The organism is Bradyrhizobium ottawaense, assembly GCF_002278135.3.
GTDB classification, from domain to species: domain Bacteria; phylum Pseudomonadota; class Alphaproteobacteria; order Rhizobiales; family Xanthobacteraceae; genus Bradyrhizobium; species Bradyrhizobium ottawaense.
In genome coordinates this window covers 3053745-3079692 of the sequence record NZ_CP029425.2, presented here as the reverse complement: position 1 = coordinate 3079692, position 25948 = coordinate 3053745, and the positions used below count along the sequence as shown (strand labels likewise).

Annotated in this window: 19 protein-coding genes and 1 pseudogene; 7 read left to right on the top strand and 13 right to left on the bottom strand. The window is 66.5% G+C overall.

Annotated features, from left to right (window positions below; genetic code table 11):
• The first annotated feature begins 78 nt into the window (after positions 1 to 78).
• The 3 genes from CIT37_RS14495 (at position 79) to CIT37_RS14485 (ending at position 2585) form a co-directional block, all read left to right on the top strand.
• Complete coding sequence (locus tag CIT37_RS14495; RefSeq protein WP_028143283.1) at positions 79 to 759, top strand: response regulator transcription factor; 681 nt, start codon at positions 79 to 81, stop codon at positions 757 to 759.
• The gene (locus tag CIT37_RS14490) at positions 756 to 2120 is read left to right on the top strand and encodes a sensor histidine kinase (RefSeq protein ID WP_095425594.1); all 1365 of its coding nucleotides are present in this window, start codon (positions 756 to 758) and stop codon (positions 2118 to 2120) included. Before CIT37_RS14495 ends, CIT37_RS14490 begins: the two co-directional genes overlap by 4 nt.
• 195 nt (positions 2121 to 2315) lie before the next feature.
• Complete coding sequence (locus CIT37_RS14485; RefSeq protein WP_161966406.1) at positions 2316 to 2585, top strand: hypothetical protein; 270 nt, start codon at positions 2316 to 2318, stop codon at positions 2583 to 2585.
• Between the two features lie 52 nt (positions 2586 to 2637).
• On the opposite strand, the gene CIT37_RS14480 is transcribed toward CIT37_RS14485, so the two are convergent.
• The 3 genes from CIT37_RS14480 to CIT37_RS14470 all read right to left on the bottom strand — a co-directional run bounded on the left by CIT37_RS14480 (position 2638) and on the right by CIT37_RS14470 (position 5047).
• Positions 2638 to 3024, bottom strand: a complete 387-nt coding sequence (locus CIT37_RS14480; RefSeq protein WP_081494309.1) for a hypothetical protein — start codon at positions 3022 to 3024, stop codon at positions 2638 to 2640.
• Between the two features lie 294 nt (positions 3025 to 3318).
• The gene (locus CIT37_RS14475; RefSeq protein ID WP_095425596.1) at positions 3319 to 3912 is read right to left on the bottom strand and encodes a DUF2147 domain-containing protein; all 594 of its coding nucleotides are present in this window, start codon (positions 3910 to 3912) and stop codon (positions 3319 to 3321) included.
• Positions 3913 to 4018: 106 nt separating this feature from the next.
• Complete coding sequence (locus tag CIT37_RS14470; RefSeq protein WP_095425597.1) at positions 4019 to 5047, bottom strand: NAD(P)/FAD-dependent oxidoreductase; 1029 nt, start codon at positions 5045 to 5047, stop codon at positions 4019 to 4021.
• A gap of 182 nt (positions 5048 to 5229) precedes the next feature.
• On the opposite strand from CIT37_RS14470, the gene CIT37_RS14465 reads away from it, so the two are divergent.
• On the top strand, positions 5230 to 5700 hold the full coding sequence (locus CIT37_RS14465; RefSeq protein WP_095425598.1) for an acyl-CoA thioesterase: 471 nt from the start codon (positions 5230 to 5232) through the stop codon (positions 5698 to 5700).
• Positions 5701 to 5727: 27 nt separating this feature from the next.
• Here the strand turns inward: CIT37_RS14465 and CIT37_RS14460 are convergent, their stop codons facing one another.
• Both CIT37_RS14460 and CIT37_RS14455 read right to left on the bottom strand, forming a co-directional pair.
• Positions 5728 to 6048 (bottom strand): 2Fe-2S iron-sulfur cluster-binding protein, encoded by a 321-nt coding sequence (locus tag CIT37_RS14460; protein WP_018317347.1) that lies wholly within the window; start codon positions 6046 to 6048, stop codon positions 5728 to 5730.
• Positions 6049 to 6212: 164 nt separating this feature from the next.
• Positions 6213 to 6587 (bottom strand): Hpt domain-containing protein, encoded by a 375-nt coding sequence (locus CIT37_RS14455; RefSeq protein ID WP_038949074.1) that lies wholly within the window; start codon positions 6585 to 6587, stop codon positions 6213 to 6215.
• 397 nt (positions 6588 to 6984) lie between these two features.
• Here CIT37_RS14455 and CIT37_RS14450 point away from each other — a divergent pair, with 397 nt between their 5' ends.
• Positions 6985 to 12825, top strand: a complete 5841-nt coding sequence (locus tag CIT37_RS14450) for an apolipoprotein A-IV repeat region-like domain-containing protein (protein ID WP_095425599.1) — start codon at positions 6985 to 6987, stop codon at positions 12823 to 12825.
• Between the two features lie 72 nt (positions 12826 to 12897).
• Here the strand turns inward: CIT37_RS14450 and CIT37_RS14445 are convergent.
• From CIT37_RS14445 to CIT37_RS14415, 7 genes and pseudogenes are all read right to left on the bottom strand, one after another.
• Positions 12898 to 13550: pseudogene (locus CIT37_RS14445) on the bottom strand (response regulator).
• Positions 13547 to 17092: a hybrid sensor histidine kinase/response regulator gene (locus CIT37_RS14440; RefSeq protein WP_161966405.1), complete on the bottom strand. Its 3546-nt coding sequence runs from the start codon at positions 17090 to 17092 to the stop codon at positions 13547 to 13549. The pseudogene CIT37_RS14445 and the gene CIT37_RS14440 overlap by 4 nt, the downstream one beginning before the upstream one ends.
• 150 nt (positions 17093 to 17242) lie before the next feature.
• Positions 17243 to 18733 (bottom strand): monocarboxylate uptake permease MctP, encoded by a 1491-nt coding sequence (gene mctP / locus CIT37_RS14435; protein ID WP_095425600.1) that lies wholly within the window; start codon positions 18731 to 18733, stop codon positions 17243 to 17245.
• Positions 18723 to 18899: a DUF3311 domain-containing protein gene (locus CIT37_RS14430; RefSeq protein WP_028143295.1), complete on the bottom strand. Its 177-nt coding sequence runs from the start codon at positions 18897 to 18899 to the stop codon at positions 18723 to 18725. The genes mctP and CIT37_RS14430 overlap by 11 nt, the downstream gene beginning before the upstream one ends.
• A gap of 359 nt (positions 18900 to 19258) precedes the next feature.
• Entirely contained in the window at positions 19259 to 20131 is an 873-nt protein-coding gene (locus CIT37_RS14425) for an MlaD family protein (RefSeq protein ID WP_028143296.1), read from the bottom strand.
• A 42-nt stretch (positions 20132 to 20173) separates the two neighbouring features.
• Positions 20174 to 20944, bottom strand: coding sequence for an ABC transporter ATP-binding protein (locus tag CIT37_RS14420; protein ID WP_028143297.1), 771 nt, complete (start codon positions 20942 to 20944; stop codon positions 20174 to 20176).
• A 2-nt stretch (positions 20945 to 20946) separates the two neighbouring features.
• On the bottom strand, positions 20947 to 22080 hold the full coding sequence (locus CIT37_RS14415; RefSeq protein WP_028143298.1) for an MlaE family ABC transporter permease: 1134 nt from the start codon (positions 22078 to 22080) through the stop codon (positions 20947 to 20949).
• Between the two features lie 134 nt (positions 22081 to 22214).
• Here CIT37_RS14415 and dgcA point away from each other — a divergent pair, with 134 nt between their 5' ends.
• Positions 22215 to 23210 (top strand): N-acetyl-D-Glu racemase DgcA, encoded by a 996-nt coding sequence (dgcA, locus tag CIT37_RS14410; RefSeq protein ID WP_038949068.1) that lies wholly within the window; start codon positions 22215 to 22217, stop codon positions 23208 to 23210.
• Here dgcA and CIT37_RS14405 read toward each other — a convergent pair.
• Positions 23180 to 24376 (bottom strand): MFS transporter, encoded by a 1197-nt coding sequence (locus CIT37_RS14405; protein ID WP_028143300.1) that lies wholly within the window; start codon positions 24374 to 24376, stop codon positions 23180 to 23182. The two genes, dgcA and CIT37_RS14405, sit on opposite strands and share 31 nt — an antisense overlap.
• A gap of 75 nt (positions 24377 to 24451) precedes the next feature.
• Between CIT37_RS14405 and CIT37_RS14400 the strand changes: the two genes are divergently transcribed.
• Entirely contained in the window at positions 24452 to 25891 is a 1440-nt protein-coding gene (locus CIT37_RS14400; RefSeq protein ID WP_028143301.1) for a hypothetical protein, read from the top strand.
• Positions 25892 to 25948 lie beyond the last annotated feature (57 nt).

The window sequence follows — 25948 nt, the reverse complement described above, 5'->3', positions numbered from 1 at the left end:
GGAGCCGAAACGCCAGACTTCGGCCAGGGAGCGTCACGCTCGGGGTTTTGTTGCCCAGCAGAGTCAAGGACGACCCGCGTGCGTTCCCTCGTAATCGAAGACGAACCGCAGATCGGCGCCTATGTCAGCCGCCTGCTCGGGCAATTGCACGGGATCGTCGATCTCGTCGGCTCGATTGCCGATGCCCGCCAGGCGCTGGACAATTTCAAATATGATCTCGCGATCGTCGACCGCATGCTGCCCGACGGCGATGCGCTCCAGGTGGTCACGGCGCTGAGCCGATCGCCGGAACGCCCCGCCATCATCATGTTGACCTCCAAGGACGCCAAGGAGGATGTCGTCGACGGCCTCAACAGCGGCGCCGACGATTATCTCGGCAAGCCGTTCGAGCCGCAGGAGCTGATCGCGCGGGTGCGCGCGGTGCTGCGGCGACCCCGGCTGCTCGCCCCTTCGGTGCTGTCGCTCGGCAATGTGGAGCTGCATCTCGGCAGCAACGAGGCGGTGGTTGCCGACACCAAGATCCTACTGCGGCGGCGCGAGGCGCTGATCCTCGGAGCTCTCCTGATGCGGCGCGACCGCGTCATCACCCGCGCCGCCCTGATCGAGGAGATCTATGGCTTCGACGACGAGATCGAATCCAACACGCTGGAAGCTCAGGTCTCGCGGCTAAGGAAGAAATTGCTCGAACTCGGCGGCGATGTCGAGATCCGCAGCATGCGAGGCATCGGCTACATCCTGCGGCTGGCGCCGCCGCGATGACGTCGATCGCCCGAACGTTTGCGCTGTCGCTCGGCATCGCCGCGACAATGATCTTCCTGATCATGGTCGCGATCTTCGTCTCGAGGTACCCGCTGGAGGAACGCGAGTTCAGGGCCTGCCGGGTCGTCGCCGCTGTTCTCGATCGCGCTACCGAGATCGATGGACGAAACCTGACGATACGCCCGACTTCCGCACTCGCGGAGTTGAAGGCCGACAGCCCGAACCTCTGGTACGTCGTGTCCGCAGGCGACATGGTCAGCGAGTACGGCAGCGAACGCCGGCCGGCCCTCCCCTTCGCCTTTCCCTATCACGGGCCTGTCGGCTCATCGGTCTTCAACACACTCGACCAGAAGAGCACCTTCTGCCTCGCCGTCGCGCAAAGGGGCTCATTGCAGCTCGCGATGATGGTCGGCGAGCCTCAGGTCCGCTTCGGACGAATGGCCGGGAACTTCCTCGTCAACAGGATTTTTTCGATCATCCTGGTAGCGCTGGCCTTTGCGGCGACCGTCGCCATCGGCTCGGCGCTTGCTGCACGTTTCGTCTCGCGCGGGATCGAACGGGTGGCGCTTCGCGCGCTCGCGATCGACCCGTCGGCACCGCAAGGTCTGATCTCCCTGTCCGAGGTCCCTCGCGAATTGAAGCCGTTGGTCGAGGCGCTGAACCGCGCCTTCGGCGAGATCGACGCCTATATCAGGATGCAGCGCCGCTTCCTCGGCAACGCCGCCCATCAGCTGCGCACACCGCTGACGCTGCTGCGCGCGAAGGTCGAGGACGTGTCCGAGCCGGCCCTGAAGGTCGAGCTGGTGCGCGACATCAGGCGCCTGACGTCGCTGGTCTCCGCCATGCTGGACCTGGCGCGGCTGCAAAATCATGCGATCGAAAAACGGCCGATCGATCTCGCCCAGATCACGCTGGACGTGCTGGCCGATTTCGGCCCCTCGGCACTGGACGCCGGCATCGAGCTCGCGCTGGAACAGGCCGAGAAAGGTCCGCTCCTGGTGCAGGGCGTGGATGCCGCGGTTCGCAGCGCGCTTGCCAATCTCGTCGGCAACGCGCTCATCCACGCCCATGGCGCGCGACGCATCGTCGCCACGCTCCGCCGCGACGGCGTCTCGATCGACGACGACGGCGCGGGCCTGCCCGATGGCGCGGAACACAAACTGCTCGAGCCGTTTCAGACCGGCAACACCGCCGGCGACGGCGCGGGCCTCGGCTTGTCGATCGTCCGCGAGATCATGGCGGCCCACGGCGGCGAGCTGATCATCTCGTCGTCACCCGGCCGCGGCACGAGCATGAGCCTGCGCTTTCCGGTGACCGCCGCGCCGACCATATCTGCGCAGCTGGAGTTGCAGACAAGCTAGCTGCGAGCTGCTTCGATCGATGCGGCGAAACCGTCCGGAAACACTGGCGCCGAAAGCTTCTTCCTCGTTTCGTCGTTGCGCATCAAGCAATCAATATGTTCGTCGACGGCCACGGGAATGTTCTCTCACAAGCGAACCTGGCCCGGCATCGCCACGACCAAACCTCCGATTGACACCTTCAACGGAGATTTTCCAATGCGTGTTCTCACAATGATTGCCGTCGCCAGTGCCGCGATTGCGAGCTCGACCGGTGCTTTCGCCAGTGAGCTTCCCTCTTACGAAGTGAAGTCGCTGCCGATCTCGGCGACGCAGGTGCAGGTGCTCGGCGGCGCCGGCGTCGAGGAGCAGTCGACCGCGCCGGCGATGACCGTCGCCGGCATGCCCGCCTCGCCCGCACAGGTCTCGGTGTTGTCGCCGCGCGTGAAGCAGCTTGCGAGCGCCGGCTCGGGAAGCGAAGCGCGCTAAGCCTCCCCTTCGCCTTCGGCGCCTGCATCTGATGCGGGCGCCGTCAGCGTTTTCAGGTCATGCTGCCCGGCATGAAACAGCGTACCCGCGGATGGCCGTCGATATAGTGCTTCCACACCATGGTGCGACCGATCTTGTTCGGCACGGTGATGACGGCACCGTCGGGCACCACGACCCACTCGTTGTCGATGCGGACGCGGAAGCGGCCGTGATCGGACTCCCAATCGACGTCGGCAATGACGTAGCCGTCCGCATCCGTGCAGCATTGCCCGTATTCGCTGTACAGGCTCTCGAACCAGGGCTTCAACGGCGAGTTGGCATAGCGTCCGTCATCGCGCGCCTGCGCCGATGTCGTCACGAGCGCGGCCAGGCCCAGCAAGGGCGCCGCATACAATCTTGCAGGTCGCAATCTTGCAAGTCGCAATCTTGGAGGTCGCATATCGTCTCCGCGGGTCGACGTGATCGCCGCGTGGGACAACGCACGCCGCCCGCCTTCCGCAGCTTGCGCGAAAGGCGCGGAGGGCAGCGACTCATTCCCCCAGCAGCTCTGCGGATAGCTATGCAAATCCGGCGCCAGCACGCATTCCGGGCAACTACTGGAGCGGGCCCGCGGCCCGTTGGTCTTTCGGCGGATATGGCCGCCGCCGACTCTCCGTCGTCCCGCCTGCGCGAGGAATGACGACGATGTGCGGAGCTACTGCCGATCAGGCGGCCCAGCGCGCGACGGACACCCTTACTGCTTGGGCGCCGGCGCCATCATCGTGCCGCCACTCTTCTTCGTCGGCGCCGGCGGCTTGGTGGCCGCAGCCTGCGCGGGCAGATATTTTGCGACGATGGCGGGATCGACCTGGGCGATGTTGGTGTCAGGCAGGCGCGTCCAGGCCTCGTCCTTGCCGAGCAGCGCGATGCCGAGATAGCCGCGCAGGGTCAGGGTCTGGCCATCAGGACTGACCTTCATGTTGGCCTTCCAGATCTGGCCGTCGCGCGGATTGAGAACGTTGCCGCCTTCGTACTTCAATCCTTCGCGCTTCATGTTGCGGACGAAGGAGATGCCGAGCACCGGTGCGTTCTTGCGATCGTCGGTGCACTTGGCGCAGATCTCGTTCGGATCATCGCCGGGCCGCGGGAAGGTCTTTGCGATCACGCCTTCGAAGATGCCGTTATGGTCGATAAAGAGGAACCATCCGACCGTCTTGCCGTCCTCGACCTTCTGCCAGAGGCCCGCCGCCGTGGGCTCGGCGATTTGTGCCGCAGACGGCGTCACCGTCGCGAGCGACAATGCGAGCGCGAGGAAGGGGAGCAGCCGAGAGCTGGAAAAAATCCGCATTAGGTCACCTTGTTATTCCACGACCGGAATGGCCGCAGACTACGGCGATTTCGCGAACGGTTCCAGCGCCAGAAACATGGGGCATCCCCTCCCCACCCCGCCGCCGTCAGTTGACACCGAGCTTCTTTTGCAGGCTGGAGGACGAGGTCGTGTACTGGAACACGAGCCGCTTCTCCGGATAGACGTAGCGATGGGCTTTTTGCGACATCAGCGCGCCCTCGTGGAAGCCGCACAGGATCAGCTTGATCTTGCCGGGATAGGTGTTGATGTCGCCGATCGCGAAGATGCCGGGAACATTGGTCTCGAACGCGGACGTCTCGACCGGCACCAGATTGTTTTCCAGCGCGATGCCCCAGTTGGCGACCGGGCCGAGCTTCATGGTCAGCCCGAAGAACGGCAGCATGGTGTCGCAGGAAATCTCCGTGACGCTGTTGTCGTTGCCCTTGATGGTAGCGCCTGTGAGCTTGCCCTCGGTGCCTGAGAGAGCGGTGACCTGGCCGAGCCGGAGATCCATCTTGCCGCCGGCGACCAGCGCGCGCATCTGCTCGACGCTGTGGGGCGCGGCGCGAAATTCGTCGCGCCGGTGCAACAGCGTGATGCGCTTCGCGATCGGATGCAGATTGAGCGTCCAGTCGAGCGCGGAATCGCCGCCGCCGACGACCAGCACGTTCTTGTCGCGGAACGTCTCCATCTTGCGCACGGCGTAATGGACTGAAGTGCCCTCATAGGCCTCGATGCCCGGCACCGGCGGACGCTTGGGCTGGAACGAGCCGCCGCCGGCCGCGATCACCAGCACCTTGCATTCGAACACCTTGCCCGCGTCGGTGATGCAGCGAAAGGCGGGATCGCCGACCTTCTCCACGGTCTCGACCATCTCGCCGAGATGGAAGGTCGGATGGAACGGCTTGATCTGCTCCATCAACGCGTCGGTGAGGCCCTGCCCCGAAACCTGCGGAATGCCGGGAATGTCGTAGATCGGCTTTTCCGGATAGAGCTCGGCGCACTGGCCGCCGACCTTGTCGAGGATGTCGACGAAATGCGTCTTCATGTCGAGAAGGCCAAGCTCGAAGGCGGCGAACAGACCGCACGGGCCGGCGCCAATAATCAGCACATCGGTTTTGATCACGTCGCTCATGTCGTCTCTTTATCGGTCGTTATCGGTTGGACGGCGCCCGGCGGGCAGAGGTGACCCTGCCTGTCTAGCCAACGGGGATGGATCAGGGAAGGCATAAAAGCGGGAGCGCCCCGCAGCCGCGCCCACTTGCCGGGTCAGGATAACTGGGTTGTAACGAGGATGGATATGACGGAGATCAATCGGTGAACGCACCAAGCCGCCTCGACACGACGCCGCGTCTGGAGGACTTCCCCTTCCGCCTCAGCGACAATGTCCGCTTTGGCGATCTCGACCCCAACCAGCACGTCAACAACGCTGTCTACGCCACCTATTTCGAGACCGGCCGCGTCACGCTGATGAAGCTTCCCCAGTACGGTCTGACCCCGCCGGGCCTCGCCTGGATCATGGTGCGGCTCGACATGCATTTCCGCGCCGAACTGCACTGGCCAAACACGATCGAGCTCGGCCTCGGCGTAGTGAAGCTCGGACGGACGTCAGTGACCTTCGAGCAGGTCGTATTCTCGGAGGGAAAATGCATCGCCTCGGCGATTTCGGTCGGCGTCTTGCTCGACGAGGCGACGCGCCGGCCGGCCCCGCTGACCGCGGAGGTGATCGAGAAATTCAGACCCTGGCACAAGCGCGGCATCGAAGTCGCGCCGCCGAGCGCTTCGTAAATCGCAAGAAGGAGCAGGCTTGAAAGATCAGGCCTGGCGTTCCGGTGTCGTCACGACGAGACCGTCGAGATCGTCGGAGACCTTGATCTGGCAGGACAGGCGCGAATTCGGGCGCACATCGAAGCCGAAATCGAGCATGTCCTCTTCCATCGGCGTCGGGCTGCCGACCTTCTCACGCCAGGCTTCGTCGACATAGACATGGCAGGTCGCGCAGGCGCAGGCGCCGCCGCATTCGGCCTCGACGCCGGGAATGCTGTTGCGGATCGCGGCTTCCATCACGGTTGCGCCGTTCTCGATTTCCACCGTGCGGGTTTCGCCCTTGTGGTCGACAAAGTGAATCTTGGCCATGTGTGCTCGTGCTGCCGCGGTGCTGGGAATGAAGGAGGGTCCGGGCTGTCCTATAACGGGTCGATCAGCCCGGCGCCATAGGGTTTTCAGCCGAAGTGAATCCCGCTTTGCGGGAAGAAAACGCGTCAAAACAAGAGACTAGAGTCCGGCTCGGCCGCGTGGCCTCAAGGCTTCAGCATCGCCTCGATGGCGGCACGGGCCTCGGTCACTGCCTCCTTCAGCGCGGCGAGGGCGTGGCGCTGGTCATGGCCGGTCTGGACCGCGATCTCCAGGCTTGCTGCGGCATCAGCCACCGCAAAGGCGCCGACCCCGCGGGCCGAGCCCTTGAGCTTGTGGGCCAATGCGCCGGTTTCGGCCGGCAGCGCCGCCATCGCCGCGATCAGGCGGACAGCCTGCTCGGCGAACATGGCGAGCACTTCCTGTTCCAGATCCGCATCGCCGAGCGTCATCCGGGAGAGATGGTCGAGGTCGAGCGGGCTGTCGATGGGTGCAAGCGGGGGCGAGGGCATCCAGTCCATCCGTTGCAGTTCAGGCGTCATGGCGCAGGCCCCGGCATCGCGCGACGGTTCCGCCGGTTCGGCGGTGAGTTCGCCTCACCCAAGCATGGAAATGGTTAACGAAATGTTGGGGGTCTTGAACGCAGTTCCGCCGGATTATTGACGAAAAGTTGCCGCAATCGGCCGAGTCCAGTGGAGAATTGCATTTATTGCTAAGGCGTTACGGCGCGATCCTGTTAACGATGATTAAGATTGTCTTAATCGCGGGCATTTCATTCGCGACGCTCTGCCAATAGGATGTTGCGGAAATTGGCGGACAAGCCGTCCGGGTGGGGACGGCTCGGAGATCCGCGCAAGCGGCATGATCCGGTCTGTGGGCTTGCGTAGCGCGCAGGGCTCGCGGGGGGACGCGTACAAGTAACGAGGGCTCGGACTGAACATGGCGAACACTCCGAAAAAGGTCAAAGACCCCACAGAAGTTGCGCTTTCTGCGATCCAGGAAGCCCTGAACATCAGCGACACGGCTGCCGACACCAGCCGCAACGCCGCGATGCGCAACGAAACCGCGCCTTCGGTGGCGCCGCCGCCCCCGATCTTCGACGAGCCGAGCTTCGAGCCGCGCCCTGCCGCCAACGAACGCTCGACCGTGTTCGACCCGGTCGAGGAGCCGCGCTCTTCGCGCCGCGCCGCCAATGACGACCGCGAGACCATCGGCCAGTTGCTCCAGGCGCTTCAGAAGGGCCGCCCTGCCCGCAGCGTCTACACCTTCGCCACCATCTTCGCCGGCGTCTGGCTCGCCGCCTGCGCCGCGCTGACGTTCGGCTTCCTGCCCTCGATCCAGGCCGCCATGGGCCAGAGCGGCGGCGTGCTCGTCATCGCCGGCCTGATCGCGATGTTCTTCGCGCCGATCATGCTGTTCTACTTCCTTGCGAGCCTCGTCTGGCGCGGCCAGGAAATGCGCATGATCGCGCAGGCGATGGCGCAGGTCGCGATCCGCTTCTCCGAGCCCGAGGGCTCGGCCTCCGATTCCATGGTCACCGTCGGCCAGGCCATCCGCCGCGAGGTCGCGGCGATGGGCGACGGCATCGAGCGCGCCATCGCGCGCGCCGGCGAGCTCGAGACGCTGGTCGCCAACGAGGTCGCCGCGCTCGAACGCGCCTATTCCGACAACGAAGTGCGCATCCGCGCCCTGCTCCAGGACATCGCCCATCAGCGCGACAATCTGGTCGGCCAGGCCGAGCAGGTCCGCAGCGCCATCTCCGGCGTGCAGATCGATTTGCGCCACGACATCGCGCTGATCTCTGATGCGATCGCCTCGCGCGTCGACGAGGTCGCCAAGTCCATCACCGGCGCGCTGGAAGAGCGCGGCGCCCACATCACCAGCGCGCTGAGCAATGCCGGCGACAACATGATCCTGGCGCTCGGCGAGCGCGGCGGCGACCTGCTCGACCGTCTCGAGGAAGCCAGCAACGAGACCACGCGCGCCGTGCTCGATGCCAGCGAGCGGCTGACCACCAGCCTCAACTTCAAGACCGGCCACGTCCACGACGAATTCGTCGACCTCGCCGACCGCGTCCACGAGATGCTGAACGAGCGCATCGACCGCATCACCGGCGAGTTCGAGCAGCGCTCCGCCGCGATCGTCGACGGCATCTCCGAGCGCACCGAGCAGGTGCACGACAGCCTGAAGAATTCCTCGGACTCGCTGCTGCTCGAGCTCGAGCTGCGCTCCAACGACCTCTCCGCCAAGATCGACGACGCCGGCAACCGCCTCGCCGGCCAGATCCTGACGAGCGGCGACAAGGCGAGCGAGGCGCTCGACGCCACCGTCAACACCCTCGTCGCCAAGGTCGTCAGCCAGACCGAGACCGCGCACGATTCGCTGTCGCTGCAGATGAGCGCGTTCGACGAGCTGGTCAGGAACCAGGGCACCGAGCTGGTCGAGAAGTTCGCCCGCGACTCCGGCACGCTGGGCGCGCTGATCACGCGCCACATCTCCGAGTTCGACCGCACCGTGAAGACCTTCGGCGGCGAGATCGTCGAGCGCATGGGCCAGCGCACGCAGGACATCCACGAGTCGCTGAAGACCTATGTCGAGAATTTCGACACCCGCTTCACCGCGAACGGCGGCGAGATCACGGCCTTGCTCGACCAGCGCCTGGTGCAGTTCGAGACCACGGTCGGCGAACGCGTCAACCACCTCGACGCCTCGCTGAACGGCAAGATCGCCAGCCTCGACGGCACGATCGATGGTCACATCAAGACCTTCGACGAGCAGCTCGTCGGCCGCGTCGCCGCGCTCGAACAGTCGTTCGACACCCGCGCGCAATCCATGACCGAGACCATCGACGGGCGCATCAACACGCTCGCGACCTCGCTGACGGATGGCGCCGCGCAGGCGATCCAGTCGATCGACTCCCGCCTCACCCACCTCACGACGTCGCTGACCGGCGGCGCTACGCAGGCCATCGAAACCATCGATGCGCGCCTCAACCACCTCACGAGCTCGCTGACCGATGGCGCCTCGCAGACCATCCAGTCGATCGATACGCGGCTGACCCATCTCACCTCGACGCTCACCGGCGGCGCGACGCAGGCGCTCGAGTCCATCGACTCCCGCCTCACCTACCTGACCACCGCGGTCACGAACGGCGCCTCGCAGGCCGTGCAGTCGATCGACACGCGCCTGACCCTCCTGACCTCCACCCTCACGGACGGCACCGCGCAGGCGATCGAGGCGGTCGACCGTCGCATCACCGGCGTCACCGAGATCATCGACGGCCGCAGCACGCACCTGACCGACACGGTCACGGCGCGCTTCCAGGAGATCCATCAGGTCATCGAGACCCGGGTCGGCTCGGTCGCCAGCGACATCGACGTGCGCGTGGCGCAGTTCGAGGACCTGCTCGGCTCGCGCGTCGAGGCCGTCGCCGGCCGCATCGAAAGCAGCGGCCGCCAGGCCAGCGAGGACATGATGTCCCGCGCCGAGATGATCTCGACCGCGATCCGCTCGCACGTCGAGGACGCCGAGCGCTCGCTCACCAACCTCGTCGTCAACACCAGCGAGACGATCCAGACCGGTGCGCGCACCGCCCAGCAATCGCTGATGACGGTCTCCTCCGACGTCAACGCCCAGCTCAAGATGACCTCTGCCGAGGTCGAGCGCGCGCTGACCGCGGTCGGCACCGGTTCGGCGAACTCGATCCTGAGCAGCGCCCGCGAGGCGCAGTCGACGCTGGTCGCAGCCTCGGGCGAGGCCTCCAACCAGATCAAGGGGCTTGCGGCCGACGTCGAGCGTACGCTGTCGGCGGCAGGTTCTGCCACCGCAGCCTCGATCCTGGCCGGCGCCCGCGAGGTGCAGACCACCCTCGTCACGGCGTCCTCGGACGCGGCCAACCACGTCAAGACGCTCACCGCCGACGTGCAGCGCTCGCTGTCGATGGCCGGCACCACCACGGCGGAATCGATCACCGCCGGCGCTCGCGATGCGCAGAGCGCGTTGATCGCGGCCTCGAGCGAGACCGCCAATCAGATCAAGGCGCTCTCCTCCGACGTGCAGCGTTCGCTCACGATGGCCGGCACCTCGACCGCCGAGATCCTCACCAGCGGCGCGCGCGAGGCGCAGAACACGCTGGTTGCCGGGTCCTCGGATGCGGCGGCCCAGGTCAAGTCGCTCACCGCCGATGTGCAGCGCTCGCTCTCGATGGCCGGCACCTCGACCGCCGAGACCATCACCGCCGGCGCGCGAGAGGCGCAGAACATGCTGGTCACGGCGTCTTCCGAGGCGGCCAGCCAGGTCAAGTCGCTCGCGGCCGAAGTGCATCGTTCGCTATCGCAGGTCGGCCAGTCCACCGCCGAGACGATCACCACCAGCGCCCGCGACGCTCAGACCACCCTGCTCTCCGTCTCGGCCGAGCAGACCAGCCAGGTCCGTTCGCTCGCGGCCGAGATGCAGCGCGCACTGGCAACCGCCGGCGGCGCCACCATCGAGGCGCTCACCAGCGGCGTGCGCGAGGCTCAGGGCTCGCTGATCTCCGCCTCGACCGATGCGGCCAGCCAGATCAAGTCGCTGACCACAGACATCGAGCGCACGCTGACCGCGGTCGGTGCCGACACCGCCTCGACCATCCTCAACAGCGCGCGTGAGGCCCAGACCTCGCTGACCTCGACCTCGGCAGACGCCGCGAGCCAGATCCGCACGATCTCGACCGAGATCGAACGGACGCTGAGCGCGGCCACCGCGAACGCGACCAACGACATCCAGACCAGCGCGCTCAACGCCCAGAACGCGCTGATCTCGGCCTCCAACGAGGCGAGCTCGCGGGTCAAGTCGAGCTCGTCCGACGTCGAGCGTTCGGTGCTCGCCGCCAGCTCCAGCTTCGGCCAGGCCATGACCGGCAAGACCGACGAGATCGTCACCTACGTGCAGCAGCAGGCCGACCGCCTGTCGAACATGATCGACGCCAAGCGCGGCGCCCTGGTCGACGCGATCGGCTCCAAGACCAGCCAGCTCACGCTCGACATCGACCGCGTCACCTCGGACGCGCTCAAGTCGATCGAGACGCGCGGCCAGGCGTTCTCGCAGACCATGATGGGCAACGGCTCGGAAGTCGCGCGCACCATCAACGCGGCGAGCGAGATCGCCACCGGCGCGGTCGGCAAGTCGCTCAAGGACCTCGAGCAGGCCTCGCGCGCGGCGATCGACCAGTCGCGCCAGGTCTCGATCGCGGCCGTCACGGAGATGCAGGAGACCAGCAAGATCCTGCGTACCGACACCGTGGCGCTGTTCGAGCGTCTGCGCGAAGGCAACATCTTGCTTCAGGAGGTGCTGACCGGTGCGCACGACAACCTCAACTCGCTCGAGCGGGCGCTGGTGACGCGCGTCGCCGACTTCGTCTCGGCGATGAACGACGTCACCTCGCGCAACGGCGCGGCGACGCAGAATCTGGAAGAGCAGCTCAACGTCTTCAACAGCAAGACCACGAAGGCGCTGCAGGATCTCGGCGAGCTGTCGACCCAGTTCGACGCGCACGGCAAAGCCCTGGTCGACGCCGCGCAGGTCGTCGAGCAGAGCAACAAGAACACCACCGCCTCGCTCGCCGAGCGCAAGCAGGCGCTGGAATCGCTCGTCACCACGATCGACCTGCGCACGGCCGATCTCGACCAGCGCCTGTCGCGCTTCACCGGCCTGCTCGATGAATCGCTGGCGGCCGCCGAAGAGCGTGCCCGCGACATCGCCCGCGTCGTCGCCGAGACCGCCGGCGCAGGCTCCGCGGCGATCACCCGCCAGTTCGAGGCGGTGCGCGTCGCATCCGAGGAAGAGCACCGGCAGACCATCGAGGCCATGCACGACATCTACCGCCAGACCACGGATGAGGCGGACACGATGTTCAAGCAGTCGACCGAGAAGTTCACCAACCTCGTCTCCAGCATGAAGCAGATGGCCTTCGAGATGCACAACGAGCTCGAAGCCACCCGCAACGAGCTGCGCCGCGGCGTGCTCGAGATGCCGCAGGAGGCCGCCGAGAGCACTGCGCAGATGCGCAAGGTGATCGTCGACCAGATCGAGGCCCTCGCCGAGCTCAACCGCATCGTGGCCCAGCATGGCCGCGGCCTCGACGTCACCACGACGGGCCGCGCGTCCGTCGCCGTCCAGCGCCAGGAGGAGCCGATCATGGCAGCTGCGGGCGGACGTAGCGCCGAGACCCGCATGCGCGACACCGGCAGCGCTTCCACGCTGCCGCCGCCGGACCTCGGCATGCCGGCCGCGCGCCGCACCGAAGCACCGCCGGTCGCGCCCGCCGGTAGCGACCAGGGCCGTGACGGCTGGCTGTCGGACCTGCTCAACCGCACGGACGCCAATCAGGGCGCCCCGACCGGCCGTGAGGCTCCGCGTGGCCGCGCCGCACCCGCGCCGCAGCCGCAGGCGCCGCAGGCAAGTGGCAATCCGCTGGAATCGCTGTCGCTCGACATCGGCCGGCTGATGGACCGCAACCTCGCCGCCGAAATGTGGGACCGCTACCAGCGCGGCGAGAACAAGGCCTTCACCAAGCGCCTCTACACGCCCGCCGGCCAGAAGGCCTTCGACGAGGTCGCCCGCAAGTACCGCGCCGACCGCAACTTCAAGGGCACGGTCGACCGCTACGTCGCCGAGTTCGAGCGCCTGCTCGACGAAGTCGCCCGCGACGGCCGCGGCCCGCAGGAACTGCGCAGCCACCTGACCTCGGAGACGGGGCTGGTGTACACGCTGCTGGCGCATGCGGCGGGACGGCTGGGGTAAGCGACAAGGCTCGCCAATCGCACGACGAAAAACGGAGGCCTCGCGGCCTCTGTTTTGTTTTGCGGGAAGAGTTCAGGTCGCGTTGGGCTGGCCGAACGACAGCCGCTCGGCGAGGACGGCGGCCTGGGTGCGCGAGCCGACGCCGAGCTTGCGCAGGATCGTCGAGACGTGGCCCTTCACGGTCTGCTCGGCGATGTCGAGCTCGCCCGCGATCTGCTTGTTGAGCTTGCCCTCCACGATCATCGCGAGAATGCGCAGCTGCTGCGCCGACAGCGAGGCCATGCGCGCGGCGAGTTCGACATCGGCGCTCTGGATCGAGCCGCGGCCGCCGACATTGGGCGGCATCCAGATCTCGCCGGCGAGATCCTGGTGATCGCCTCGGCCATCTCGGGCAGGCCGAGCGATTTCGGGATGTAGCCTGAGGCGCCATAGGCGATGGCGCGGCGGATCGTGGTGGCGTCCTGCCGAGCCGAGATGATCGCCACCGGCACAGTCGGGAATTGCGCCGACAGGATGAACAGCGCGGCAAATCCCTGGATGCCCGGCATGGTCAGGTCCCAGAGGATCAGGTCGATCTCGCCCGACTGGGCCGTCAGCACGCCGATCGCCTCGTCCAGTGACTGGCAGGCAATGACGTCGAGATCGGGCAGCACGGCCGACAGCGCGCTGCGCAAGGCGGCCTGCACCAGCGGATGATCATCGCCGATCAGGATGCGCATCGTCAGGAAGTCCTCTGTTTCGTCCCGAGCTGCCGACTCAAGGCTTCGCTGCCGAGGAAGCGCCGCAGCGCCGCCGGCTTGACCGGCTTTGACAGGATCTCGCAGCCGCGCGCCCTCGCTTCCTTGCGGACCGCTTCGCTGCGATCACCGGTGACGACCAGGGCGCGAACCTCGCGGCCCGCCTTCTGCCTGAGTTCGTCGAGAAAGTCCAAGCCGCTGCGGCCGCCATCGAGATGGTAATCGAGCAGCACGACGTCCGGCACGTCGGCCGCGGCGGCTTCCATCGCCCCGGCGGCGTCTGGTGCGACCAGCACGCGATGTCCCCAATCACCGAGCAGCGCCGTGAGGCCGTCGAGGATGGTCGCGTCATTGTCCAGGCACAGGATCGTCAGAGGCCGCTCCGCCGCCACCGGCGCGGCAATTGCCGGACCGCGCTGAAGCGGCTGGCCCGGTCCGCGCGCAAGCGGCACCGCGACGGCAAAGCACGAGCCATGTCCCGGACGCGAACGGACATCGACCGCATGGCCCAGCAGCCGCGACACGCGATCGACGATGGCGAGCCCGAGGCCCAATCCCTTCTCCGATCCGGGCGCGAGGCGCTGGAACTCCTCGAAGATGCGCTTCTGGTCCTCCGCCGCGATCCCGACACCGGTGTCCCAGATCTCGATGCGCAGCGCGCTGCCCCGCCTCCGGCAGCCGAGCAAGATGCGCCCCCTCGGCGTGTAGCGAAGCGCATTGGACAGCAGGTTCTGCAAGATCCGGCGCAACAGATGCGGATCGCTGCGCACGGCGAGGCCGCAATCGACGACACGAAGAACGAGCCCGCGTTCCCGTGCCATCGCCGAGAACTCGACGTTCAACTGCACGAAGAGATCGGCAATCGGGAAGTCGAAGACCTCGGCGCGAACGGCACCGGCATCGTAGGAGGAGATGTCGAGCAGCCTGTCGAGCACATGCTCGGTGGAGCGCAGCGCCGTGACCGCGCTGCTCGCCAGGGCGCGCTCCTTGTCGGCGTCAGCCGTGCGCGACGAAACACTCAGGCTCTCGTCGAGCGCTGACAGGAACAGACGGGCCGCGTTCAGCGGCTGCAGCAGATCGTGGCTGGCCGCGGCCAGAAAACGGGTCTTGCCGAGATTGGCCTGCTCGGCCTCTGCCTTGGCCTGTTCGAGCGCCTCGGTCCGCTCACGGACGCGCAGCTCGAGCCCCTCATTGGCGCGTCGCAGGGCTTCGGCGGCCTGGTGGCGCTCGGTCACGTCGGTATAGGTCGAGACATAGCCGCCCTCGGCGGTGCGGTCATAGACGATTTCGAGCACCGTGCCGTCCGGCCGCTTGCGCTCGTAGAGATAGGGCCAGATCTGCGTGGCGACGTCACGGTTGACCAGGAGCGCTGCGAATTCGGAGGCGGCATACTCCCCCCGCTCGACGTTGAAGGCGATCAGCTCCGCCAGCGGAAGCCCCACGCGCACGAAATCCGGCGGCAGGTCCAAGAGCGCGATGAAACGGCCGTTCCAGGCCGTGATGTTGAAATCGGCGTCGAACGCGCAAATGCCCTGCGGCACGCTCTCGAGCGTGCTCTGCAAGAGGCTGCGGTTGAAACGCAGCGCCTCCGAGGCTTCGTCGAGCATCGCCATCGCCTCCCGCCGCGACAGCGAGTGCCCTTCGAGCGACGCCGCGATCACCACCCGCGCGGATGCCGCACCGATCGCGCCAGCGAGCAGGTTTTCGGTGAACCGGATCGAGTCGAGATCGACGAGCCCCGACGGATCGAGGCGCGGCCCGGTGCCGGAGACACGAGCGGCAAGATAGCTGTCAAAGGACGCCGCACCGCGCTCGGCGCCGACAAAACGCAGCGCCAGCGCCCGGAGATCGTCGAGACGGACCAGCACGCGCGAGGACAGCTTCGGGATCGTTTCGCGAACGACACCGTCGGCGAACGCGGCAGCCTGGTTGCGCTCGACGGTCGATTGCCGTCCGAACGCCGAAAACACCAGGAAGCAGACGAGATTGGCACCGAGACTCCAGAGCGTGGCGTGCGAGATCGGATCGATACCTTCGAGACCGAACAGCGCGTTCGGCTTGAGCCAGCCGAGTTGCCAGGGGCCGTTGCGAACGATCTCCGCGATCCCAGGCCAGAGCGGCGCGGCCGAGGGCAGCAGCAGCGTATAGGCCCAGATGCAGAAACCCGCCGCGATCCCGAGCGAGGCGCCGGCCTTGTTGGCCCGCGGCCAGAACAGCCCTCCGACGAATGCCGGGCCGAATTGCGCGACCGCGACGAACGACAGCAGGCCGATCACGGTGAGCGGATAAGACTGGTTCACCAGACGATGCATCAGATAGGCGAGCAGCAGGATGCCGAGGATCGAGAGCCGCCGCACCGCCACCAGGACCGAGGTCATCGGCCGGCTCCGCGCGCGCAGGCCGAAGACGCGCGAGCGCAGCAGCAGCGGCATGATGACGTCGTTGCAAAGCATGGTGCTGAGCGCGACCGACGTCATGATCACCATGCCGGTTGCGGCCGAGAGACCGCCGAGGAAGGCAATCAGGCTGACGGCGCTCGCATCCGCCGCGATCGGCAGCGAGATGACGTAGGTGTCGGGGTCCATCATTGCGCCGAACCGGGTCAGCCCGGTCGCAGCGATCGGCAGGATCAGCAGGCTGAACAGCGCGAGATAGGCCGGATAAAGCCACGCTGCGGTGCGCGTGTGGCTCGGGCTCTCGTTCTCGACGACGGCGACATGGAACGCCTGCGGCAGGCACAGAAAGGCGATGCCTGAGATGATGATCGTCGCTGGCCACACCGGCTGCGTCGGATCGAAGCTCAGAATCCCCGCCAGTTGCGGCTCGGATTGAAATTGCGACAGCAGTGCGGCCGGCCCGCCCGATAGTCCGAACAGCACGAACAGCGCGACGATCAGGAAGGCGAGCAGCTTGACGACGCTCTCGAAGGCGATCGCGAGCATCAGGCCGCGATGATGCTCGCTGGCATGGACGTGCCGGACGCCGAACACGATCGCAAACAACGCCATCGACGCCGCCACGCCGAACGCCGAATCCTGCCAGAACCGCAGGGCCTCGCCGCCTGCGCGCTCAGGCTGGAGGATCAGATAGTCGAAGCTCTTGCCGACGGCCTTGAGCTGGAGCGCGATATAGGGAAGCACGCCAAGCACCGATGCGAGGGTCACGAAGGCCGCCAGCACCTGGCTCTTGCCGTAGCGCGCGGCGATGAAGTCCGAGATCGAGGTGACGTTCTGCGCCTTGGCGATCGCGATCACCTTGGACAGGAGCCTCTGGCCGAACAGCAGCACCAGCGTCGGGCCGATATAGATCGTGGCGAAGTCCAGCCCGCTGGTGGCGGCACGCCCGACCGATCCGTAAAAGCTCCACGAGGTGTTATAGACCGCAAGCGTCAGACAATAGCTGATCGCGGCCGTCCAGGAGTTTGGCAAGACCAGCGGCCCACCGGCGCTCCGCCGGTCGCCCCACCAGGCCACCAGGAACAGCGTGGTCACATAGCCGGCAGCGACCGCAAGAACGAACCACGCCTGCAAGACATCCTCACCCGAGACCGTCAGATCCGCCCGCGACGAGCGGAGTCGGAGCAAGGGCAGATACTAAAACGTTTTCAATCGCATGAAAGACTATTCATTCCGAACGAGAGCGGCGGCCGGAGGATCGCCGGCCGCCGCTCGCAGGTCACCTCAGGCCGCCTCGCGGGAGAGCCGCTCCTGCGGCGTGCGCTTGAGCACCAAATTGACCGCGACGGCCACCACGATGTTGAGCGCGAGCGCCAGCAGACCGGTGTAGATCGCAACCGGGCCAGCACCGAGGTCAATGCTGTGCAGCGGCTTCAAGCCGTCCGACCATGCCAGCCAGGATCCGCCTGCAAGGCCGACCGCCCAGCCGGCCAGCAGCGCCGTGCTCGAGAACCAGTTCAGATAGAGACCGAACACCAGCGCCGGCAGCGTCTGCAGGATCCAGAGGCCTCCGAGCAGCTGCAGGTCGAGCGCGAACTGCGTCGGCATCAGGAGGATGGCGAGCAGCGCGCCGACCTTCACCAGCATGGAGGTGATCTTGGCGACCTTCGCCTCACCTGCCGGCGTCACCTTCGGATCGACCCACACCTTCCAGAAGTTGCGGGTGAACAGATTGGCCGCGCCGATGCTCATGACCGCGGCCGGCACCAGTGCGCCGATCGCAATCGCGGCGAAGGCAAAGCCCGCGAACCAGCTCGGGAACAGCATCTTGAACAGCTCGGGCACGACGTCGTTGTTGCTGGCGAGCTTGAGGCCCGCAGCATGGCCCATGTAGCCCAGCAGCGCGAGCAGGCCGAGCAGCAGCGTGTAGGCCGGCAACAGCATCGCATTCTTGCGGATCGTGTTGCCGCCGGACGACGCGAAGATGCCGGTCAGCGTGTGCGGGTACATGAAGGCGGCGAGCGCCGAGCCCAGCGCCAGCGAGGCATAGGGCACGATCTGCGCCGGCGACAGCAGGATGCCGCCCGCACCCTTCTTGGCGAAGGCCGCATCCGCCGCGGTGAAGATCGCACCGTAGCCGCCGAGCTTGGACGGCACGATCGCGATCGCGGCGATCACCACGATGTAGATCATGATATCCTTGACGAAGGCGATCAGCGCCGGCGCGCGCAGGCCCGACGAATAGGTGTAGAGCGCCAGCACCAGGAAGGCGAGAACGAGCGGCACCTCGCCGTGCAGGCCCAGCGCCTTGATCGCCACCTCCATGCCGATGAGCTGGAGCGCGATGTAGGGCATCGTCGCCAGCACGCCGGTGGCTGCAACGGCAAGCTCGAGCCCGCGCGATCCGTAGGCGCCGCGCACCACGTCGCCGGCTGTGACGTAGCCGCGCTCCTTGGCGACCTTCCACAGCACCGGCATCACCGCGAACACGAAGGGATAGACGATGATGGTGTAGGGAAGCGCGAAGAAGCCGTAGGCGCCGACCGCGTAGACCAGCGCGGGAACGGCGATCACGGTGTAGGCGGTGTAGAAGTCGCCGCCGACCAGGAACCAGGTGATCCAGGTCCCGAACTTGCGCCCGCCGAGGCCCCACTCGTCGAGATGGGCGAGCGTCTCCGGCTTGCGCCAGCGCGAGGCGACGAAGCCCATGCCGGTGACGAGGACGAACAGTGCGAGGAATACGGCGAATGCCGCGCTATCGACATTAGTCAGCACGGCGCGCGCTCCTGTAAACGATGTAGGTGAGGAGCGAGGTCAGCGGCACCCAGGCGAGCTGATACCAGTAGAAGAAGGGAAAGCCGAACAGATGCGGCTCCCCGATATTGTAGAACGGCACGATCATCAGGCCGATGAACGGCAACAACAGCAACAGGCGTACCACGCGCTCTCCTCCCCTGTGTGTGAAGTCGACGCGCTTTTTCGTGAGCGCGACTTGAGCGCGATATAGCGGACAATGACGGCCAGCCCCTCCCCCTACCTTGGCTCGGCCAGACCCCCATACTTTCGTATCGGCCCTGTCATTGCGAAGAGAGGTCTAACCCGTCACCCTGATTGAGGGATGACGGAATCGATAACGGGGCGGACACGCCAATCGTCGTTGCGAGGAGCGAAGCGACGAAGCAATCCAGATCGTCCCCGCAGAGACAGTCCGGATTGCTTCGCGGAGCCTGTCATCGGTCCGCGCTACGCGGACCCGTTGGCTCGCAATGACGAGTGGAGAGGTCCGTGGACGACGCGCTGCTACCGCCTGCGCTCCGGCGCGGCCGGCCTCGGCGGCTCGGGCGGCGGAGGCGGTGGGGCGCTGCTGTTGCTGGCGCCGAACAGCACGCGGGTGGGGTTGCGGTCGAAATTGTTCACGGCGCGGCTGATGTCGCCGAGGGTGCGGCGGCCGTCGCTCATCAACGCGCCGGAGCGCTTGTCGAAATCGTCGGCCAGCTCGCGGATCGACTTCACCGCCTGGAACAGCTCGCCGCCGTCCTTGCCGCCGGCGAGCGTGTTGAGGCCGAGCATGAGGTTGTCGGCCTTGAGCATGACGCCGTCGACCTTGGCCATGACGCCGTCGATCTTCTCGGAATTGCGCGCGAGCGAGTTGGTGAAGGTCTCCAGATTCTTCAGCGAGTTCTTCACCGATTCCTGATTGTCGGCGACGATCTTGTTGATGTTCTGCAGCGTGCCGCGGATCGCCTCGGTGACGTCCTGGAGCTTGTTGGGGTCGGCCGTCAGCGTCGGGATGCCGTCCTGGTCGAGCGGCGGCGGGGCCGCGGCTTCGTCTCCGCCCTTGAGCGAGATCGCCGCAACGCCCGTGAGCCCTTGGAATTCGAGGCCGACCAGGGTGTCCTTGCGGATCGGGGCGTTGTTCTCGATCATGGCGAGTGCGACAACCCGCCGCGGGTTGTCGAGCTTCACCGAGACCACCTCGCCTACCCGGATACCGTTGAAATTGACACTGCCGCCGTTGCGCAGGCCCGCCGCCGGGCCCTCGAACACGACGCGCAGCGGGCTGCGCTGCTTGGTGGTGTGCAGCGACTGGAACCAGAGCACGAAGCCGATCGCCGCGGCGATTACCGCCAGCGTGAACGACCCGATCAAGACGTAGTTTGCCCGCGTTTCCATCAGGTGCTCCGGCTACTCATCACAGCTACTCAACCCCGCCACTCAACCCATGACCGCGCGGGCGCGCTTGCCATGGAAATATTGCCTCAGCCAGGGATGCTGCGAGGCCTGCATGTCGGCGATCGACCCTGCCGCTATGATCTTACCGTTCCCTAAAACGGCGATGCGGTCACACGCTGTGTAAAGGCTGTCGAGGTCGTGGGTTACCATGAAAACGGTGAGCCCCAAAGTGCGCTGGAGCGTCCTGACCAGCTCGTCGAAGTCGCCAGCGCCGATCGGATCGAGGCCCGAGGTCGGCTCGTCCAGGAAGACGAGGTCCGGATCGAGCGACAGCGCGCGCGCCAGCGCGACGCGCTTGATCATGCCGCCGGAGAGCTCGGACGGGAAGCGCTCGGCAACCTCGGGCTTGAGGCCGACCATGGTGAGCTTGGCCATGGTGATCTCGTCCATCAGCCGCTGCGAGACCCGAAGATATTCGCGCATCGGAAACTGGATGTTCTGCCGCACGGTCAGCGAGGAGAACAGCGCCCCCTGCTGAAACAAGACGCCCCAGCGCCGCTCCACGTTGCGGCGCTGCGACGTGTTGGAGGAATCCAGGTCGACGCCGAACACCTCGATGGAGCCCGCGACCTTCGGCACGAGACCGATGATGGTGCGCGTCAGCACCGACTTGCCCGCGCCGGAAGGACCGACGAAGCCCAAGATCTCGCCGCGCTTGACGTCGAGGTTGAGGCCGTCGAGCACGCGCGTGGAGCCGAACTGCACGGTGATGTCGCGCACGCGGATGATCGGATTTTGGATCTCGGGAGCCATCGTCACATCCCGATCGAGGCGAAGAAGATGGCGAACACGCCATCCATGACGATGACGAAGAAGATGCCCTTCACCACCGAGGCCGTGGTGTGCTGGCCCAGCGATTCCGCGCTGCCCTGCACGGCGAGGCCCTCGACACAGGCGACGATGCCGATCACGGCCGCCATGACCGGCGCCTTGACGATGCCGACGATGAAATGGTCGATCGAGATGGCGTCGCGCAAACGAAGCAGGAAGGCCTCGGGCTCGACCCCGCCATAGAGCCAGGCGACGAGACCGCCGCCATAGAGCGCGGCCATCGCGCCGAGGAAGGCCAGGATCGGCAACGCCAGCACCAGCGCCATCATGCGCGGCAGCACCAGCACCTCGATCGGGTCGAAGCCCATGGTGCGCAACGCGTCGATCTCCTCGCGCATCTTCATCGAGCCGAGTTCGGCGGTGTAGGCGCTGCCCGAGCGGCCCGCGACCATGATCGCGACCAGCAGCACGCCGATCTCGCGCAGCACCAACACGCCCAGCATGTCGACCACGAAGATGTCGGCGCCGAAGCGGCGGAAATGAAAGATGCCCTGTTGGGCGATGATGCAGCCGATCAGGAAGGTGATCAGCACGATGATCGGCACCGCGCGCCAGCAGACCTGCTCCATGTGATGCACGGTCGAGGTCAGGCGAAACGAGCGCGGATGGATCAGGACGCGAAATCCTGCCGCGAGCACGGCGCCGAGCATGTCGACGAGACCCGCGACCGTGCCGCCCACGCCGGCCACGGCCCGGCCGATCTGCTCCAGCATGCCGGTGATGGTCACGGTGCCGCCGTCGACCACGGCCGTCGCCCTGACCCGCCGCACCTCGTCCACGAGGCTGGAATAATTGGCCGAGAGACCCGCGATCTGCGCCTCGACGGCGCCTTGGGTCAGGCTGCGGCGCAGCCGCTCGATCAGCCAGGCGCCGAACGTGTCGAGCTTGGCGACTTCGGAGACGTCGATGAAGATGCTTTGCTGGCCGCCGGCGAGCTTCTCGGCGTCGGCCACCATCCGCTCCAGGACCGGCGCGAAGCTGGCCGTCCACGTCCCGGTGGCGCAGAGTGCCAGCGCGTTGCCCTTGGCAATCCGTTCCAGCTTCGGATCGCTATTCAAGATGTCCGCTCCCGTGCCGGGGCGGAGAAAATCAGATAGTTGCGCACGCGCCCTTACCCAGAGAAGGTATCCCCAAGTGGTTAATGTTAGTTGCTAGAGGTAACTAGCAGGTTCAGATTTCGCCAGAGTTCAAAATGACTTCCATGAAATTTGCTGCCCTGGCGGCGCGAATCGAGCGCTTCCCGATCGCGGGCAGCTTTACCATCAGCCGGGGCGCCAAGACCGAGGCCGTGACTATCGTAGCGGAGGTAACCCGGGACGGGCTGACCGGCCGCGGCGAGTGCGTGCCCTATCCCCGCTATGGCGAGACGCCCGAGGCGACGCTGGCGGCCATCCAGGCCATGCAGCAGGCCGTCGCGGACGGGCTGACGCGGCAAGCCCTGCAGGCCGCCATGGCGCCCGGTGCGGCCCGCAATGCCCTGGACTGCGCCCTGATCGACCTGGAGGCCAAGGCGGCGGGCCTGCGGGCCTGGAACCTGCTCGACCGGCCGGTGCCGGGCGAGCGCACCACGGCGTACACGATCTCGTTAGGGACCCCCGAGGCCATGGCGGCCGCCACCGCCAAGGCGGCGCACCGGCCGCTGCTCAAGATCAAGCTCGGCGGCGACGGCGATCCCGAGCGGATCGCCGCGGTGCGCAAGGCCGCTCCCGAATCCGAGCTGATCGTCGATGCCAACGAGGCCTGGACCGAGGCCAATCTGGCGCACAATCTCGCCGCCTGCGATGCCGCCGGCGTCACCCTGGTGGAGCAGCCGCTGCCGGCCGGCCGGGACGAAGCGCTGGCACGGATCAAGCGCCCGCTCGCGGTCTGCGCCGACGAGAGCGTGCATGACCGCTCCTCGCTGGTCCCCTTGCGCGACCGCTACGACGCCGTGAACATCAAGCTCGACAAGACCGGCGGCCTCACCGAGGCCCTCGCGATGGCGGACGCCGCGCAGGCGCTCGGCTTCGAGATCATGATCGGCTGCATGGTCGCAACCTCGCTGTCGATGGCCCCCGCGATGCTGGTGACGCCACAGGCGCGCTTCGTCGATCTCGACGGCCCCTTGCTGCTGGCGCGCGACCGCGATCACGGCCTGCGTTACGATGACAGCCTCGTCTATCCGCCGGACGTTTCGCTCTGGGGCTGAGGCTTGAGCCGGTGCCGCGCCGACCAGATCAGAAGCGCGCCGGCCGCCGCCATCGCAGCCATCACGTAGTACAATCCATCGCCGATGCGGGCGTAGATCGCACCTGACGCGATCGATGTCGCGGCGCCGAGCAGTCCGTTGCACGCGGCGTAATAGCCCTGCCCCCGCGCGATCTGATGCGAGGGCACGCGCTGCACCAGGAGATTCATCGTGCCGACGATGGTCATGCCGAAGCTGAGGCCGTGGCCGAGCTGGACGATCGCCAACAGCGCGAGCGGCGGCTCATTGGCAGTGACGATCCAGCGCAGCACGGCGCTGAGACCCCCGATCGCGATCATGGTGGACGGATGCAGCGAGAAGCGCGGCGACAGCGCGAACACCACGATCTCCGCGATCACGCCCAACGTCCACAGGCCCGCGATCGTCAGCCCACTGATCCCATGGAGCTGCCAGTTGATGGCGGAGAAGGTGTAGTAGGCGACGTGGCTGCCCTGAATCAGCGCGGCCGAGACGATGACGGCCCAGAAGCCGGCATCGCGCAGCAGCGCCTTGCCGGCATGCCTCTCCGTGGTTTTGCGCCTGACATCGTCCAGCGGCTGAAGCAGCAGGCCGGCGGCGACCGCAACGACGGCCCATGCGACGATGACCCAGATCAGGTCGCGCGCGGCGATGTGGTCTACGAGATAGCCGCAGGCGAGCGAGCCGGCGGCGAAGGCCGCCGAGCCCCACAGCCGCAAGGGTCCGTAATCGAGCCCGTAACGAGCGACGCCGCGCAACGCATAGGCATCGGTCAGCGGCATCGTCGGCGTCCACATCATGCAGGTCAGCGCGTAGATCAGGAACAGCGCCAGCGGCTGCTGCTGCAGGCCGACCGCCGTAAAACCGATCGCGGTCGCCAGCACCGACACCATCATGCCGGCGCGAATGGCATGTCGCTTTTCGGCGAAGGACGTCACTTGCGGCAGCGTGGTGAAGCGCGTGATCGCCGGCAGCGCGTTGATGAGGCCTATCCAGGCCGCGTCGATGCCGATCGCCTTCAGCCACACCGGAAAGAACGGCAGATGCGTGCCCGAGACCGCGAAGACGGCCGAATAGAACAGGGCGAGGCTGACGGCGAATCGCCGTTTCGCCGATGCTGGCGTGGGGATTTGTGATTCGGGTGCCATCAAACCAATTGCGATTCGGTCGATATCGTGGTGATCGTTACTGTAACGCGCGGTGATTTGCGCGACGAGATCGCAATGGCCAACGAAGCATTCGCCCTTTCGCCCATGTCTGCCCGCGCGGCCGAGCCGAACGAGCAGGATTACGACGCGATCCGCGAAGCCTTCATGGAGACGGCGCGCGGCCGCTGGTTCCTCGGCGAATACGCCAAGCGCAACCGCAACGCCGACACGAGCATGGTGCTCGACGCGGTCGCGAAAATCGAAGAAACCCTTGCGGCACAGCGGCAACCCGTCGTCGAGGACCGCCTGCCCGAAGCCCTGATCGAGATTCGCCGCGCGATCCGCGAGGCCGAGACGATCGCCATCGCCGCCTTCGATCCCGCCGCGATCGAGACGAGCCTCGCCGCGATTCCGCGCGGCGTGCGCATCATCAAGGAGATCTCCTGGCGCTGGCGCGAGATCGGTGCCGACGGGCGAATCTGCGACCTCATTGATTCGCAGCTCGCCTCGATCGAAGCCGCCTGCGGACAGATTTCGACCATCGACCCCCGCGTCGAGCTCAAAGCCGCATTCGATCTGCTCAGGGATCGGGTCGAGCAGACCGACGGCGACGCAACGCCGCAGGCGGCGGCTCCCGCGTCCGCTCCGGTGCAGGAGGCGCCGTCATTCGCCGCCGAAGCTCCGCCTGCCGAGACCGCGCCCGCTGCGATGGCGAGCGAAGCACCCGTGGCCTTTACGGAGCCACCGCAGGATCTCGCCGAGGCTGCCGAGCCCGAAGCAGCCGCTGACGCGACCGTCGCCACCGAAGCGTTCGCCGAGGCGGAACAGGCAATGGACGCGGCTGTTACGCCGGCGATTGCGGCCGAGAGCCAGATGGCTGTCGAGAGCACCGCGCTCGACCAAGTCGCGCCTGAAGACGTCGCGCACGAAGCCGTCTCGTTCGAAGAGCCGGCCCCTGAACCCGTCGGCTTCGCGGAAGTCGCTGACGCGTTCGCGCTCGATGCAGCCGCGCAAGCCGAGGACGACGCCGTGCTCGAGGCCATCGCGCTCGAGATGGCCGCGCCCGATCCTGATTTCGACGAGATCATCGCGCCGGTCGAGATGGAAGCGGCCATTGCGGAGTTGATGGTGGCGGAGGCCGCAGCGCCCGATGCCGCGGAGCTTTCCGAACCGATCGCGGAAGAGCCGGTCGTCGCAGCGGTGGCGGAGGAGCCCGCCGCCCACGCGCCGATCGCAATGGATTCGCTCGCGCGCCTCACCGACGCCATTGCGGAGGCCGCCGCCGAGGTGATGGAGCAGCAGGCCCCGGCCATGGCCGCGACGGCGAATTTCGCCGCAGCGCCGACAACGTCGCTGCCCACGCCCACGCCCTTGTCTGCTTCCTTGCCCGAGACCTCGCTCGGCGCCACCATCCTCGCCAGCGGCATCCTGCAAAAGCCCCGCGCGCCGGCCAACGATCCCCTCGCCCCGATCCGCCGCATGACCCAGGCCGAGAAGATCGCGTTCTTCTCGTAAGGGGGAGCATCGTGTCCCGGACAAGCTGCAACGCGCCAGCGTTGCAGCGCAGAGCCG

Coding starts and splice junctions, on each gene's coding strand:
- CIT37_RS14490 (WP_095425594.1), top strand. CDS start 756: ATGACGTCGATCGCCCGAACGTTTGCGCTGTCGCTCGGCATCGCCGCG.
- CIT37_RS14485 (WP_161966406.1), top strand. CDS start 2,316: ATGCGTGTTCTCACAATGATTGCCGTCGCCAGTGCCGCGATTGCGAGC.
- CIT37_RS14480 (WP_081494309.1), bottom strand. CDS start 3,024: ATGCGACCTCCAAGATTGCGACTTGCAAGATTGCGACCTGCAAGATTG.
- CIT37_RS14475 (WP_095425596.1), bottom strand. CDS start 3,912: ATGCGGATTTTTTCCAGCTCTCGGCTGCTCCCCTTCCTCGCGCTCGCA.
- CIT37_RS14470 (WP_095425597.1), bottom strand. CDS start 5,047: ATGAGCGACGTGATCAAAACCGATGTGCTGATTATTGGCGCCGGCCCG.
- CIT37_RS14460 (WP_018317347.1), bottom strand. CDS start 6,048: ATGGCCAAGATTCACTTTGTCGACCACAAGGGCGAAACCCGCACGGTG.
- CIT37_RS14455 (WP_038949074.1), bottom strand. CDS start 6,587: ATGACGCCTGAACTGCAACGGATGGACTGGATGCCCTCGCCCCCGCTT.
- CIT37_RS14450 (WP_095425599.1), top strand. CDS start 6,985: ATGGCGAACACTCCGAAAAAGGTCAAAGACCCCACAGAAGTTGCGCTT.
- CIT37_RS14425 (WP_028143296.1), bottom strand. CDS start 20,131: ATGGAAACGCGGGCAAACTACGTCTTGATCGGGTCGTTCACGCTGGCG.
- CIT37_RS14420 (WP_028143297.1), bottom strand. CDS start 20,944: ATGGCTCCCGAGATCCAAAATCCGATCATCCGCGTGCGCGACATCACC.
- dgcA (WP_038949068.1), top strand. CDS start 22,215: ATGACTTCCATGAAATTTGCTGCCCTGGCGGCGCGAATCGAGCGCTTC.
- CIT37_RS14405 (WP_028143300.1), bottom strand. CDS start 24,376: ATGGCACCCGAATCACAAATCCCCACGCCAGCATCGGCGAAACGGCGA.
- CIT37_RS14400 (WP_028143301.1), top strand. CDS start 24,452: ATGGCCAACGAAGCATTCGCCCTTTCGCCCATGTCTGCCCGCGCGGCC.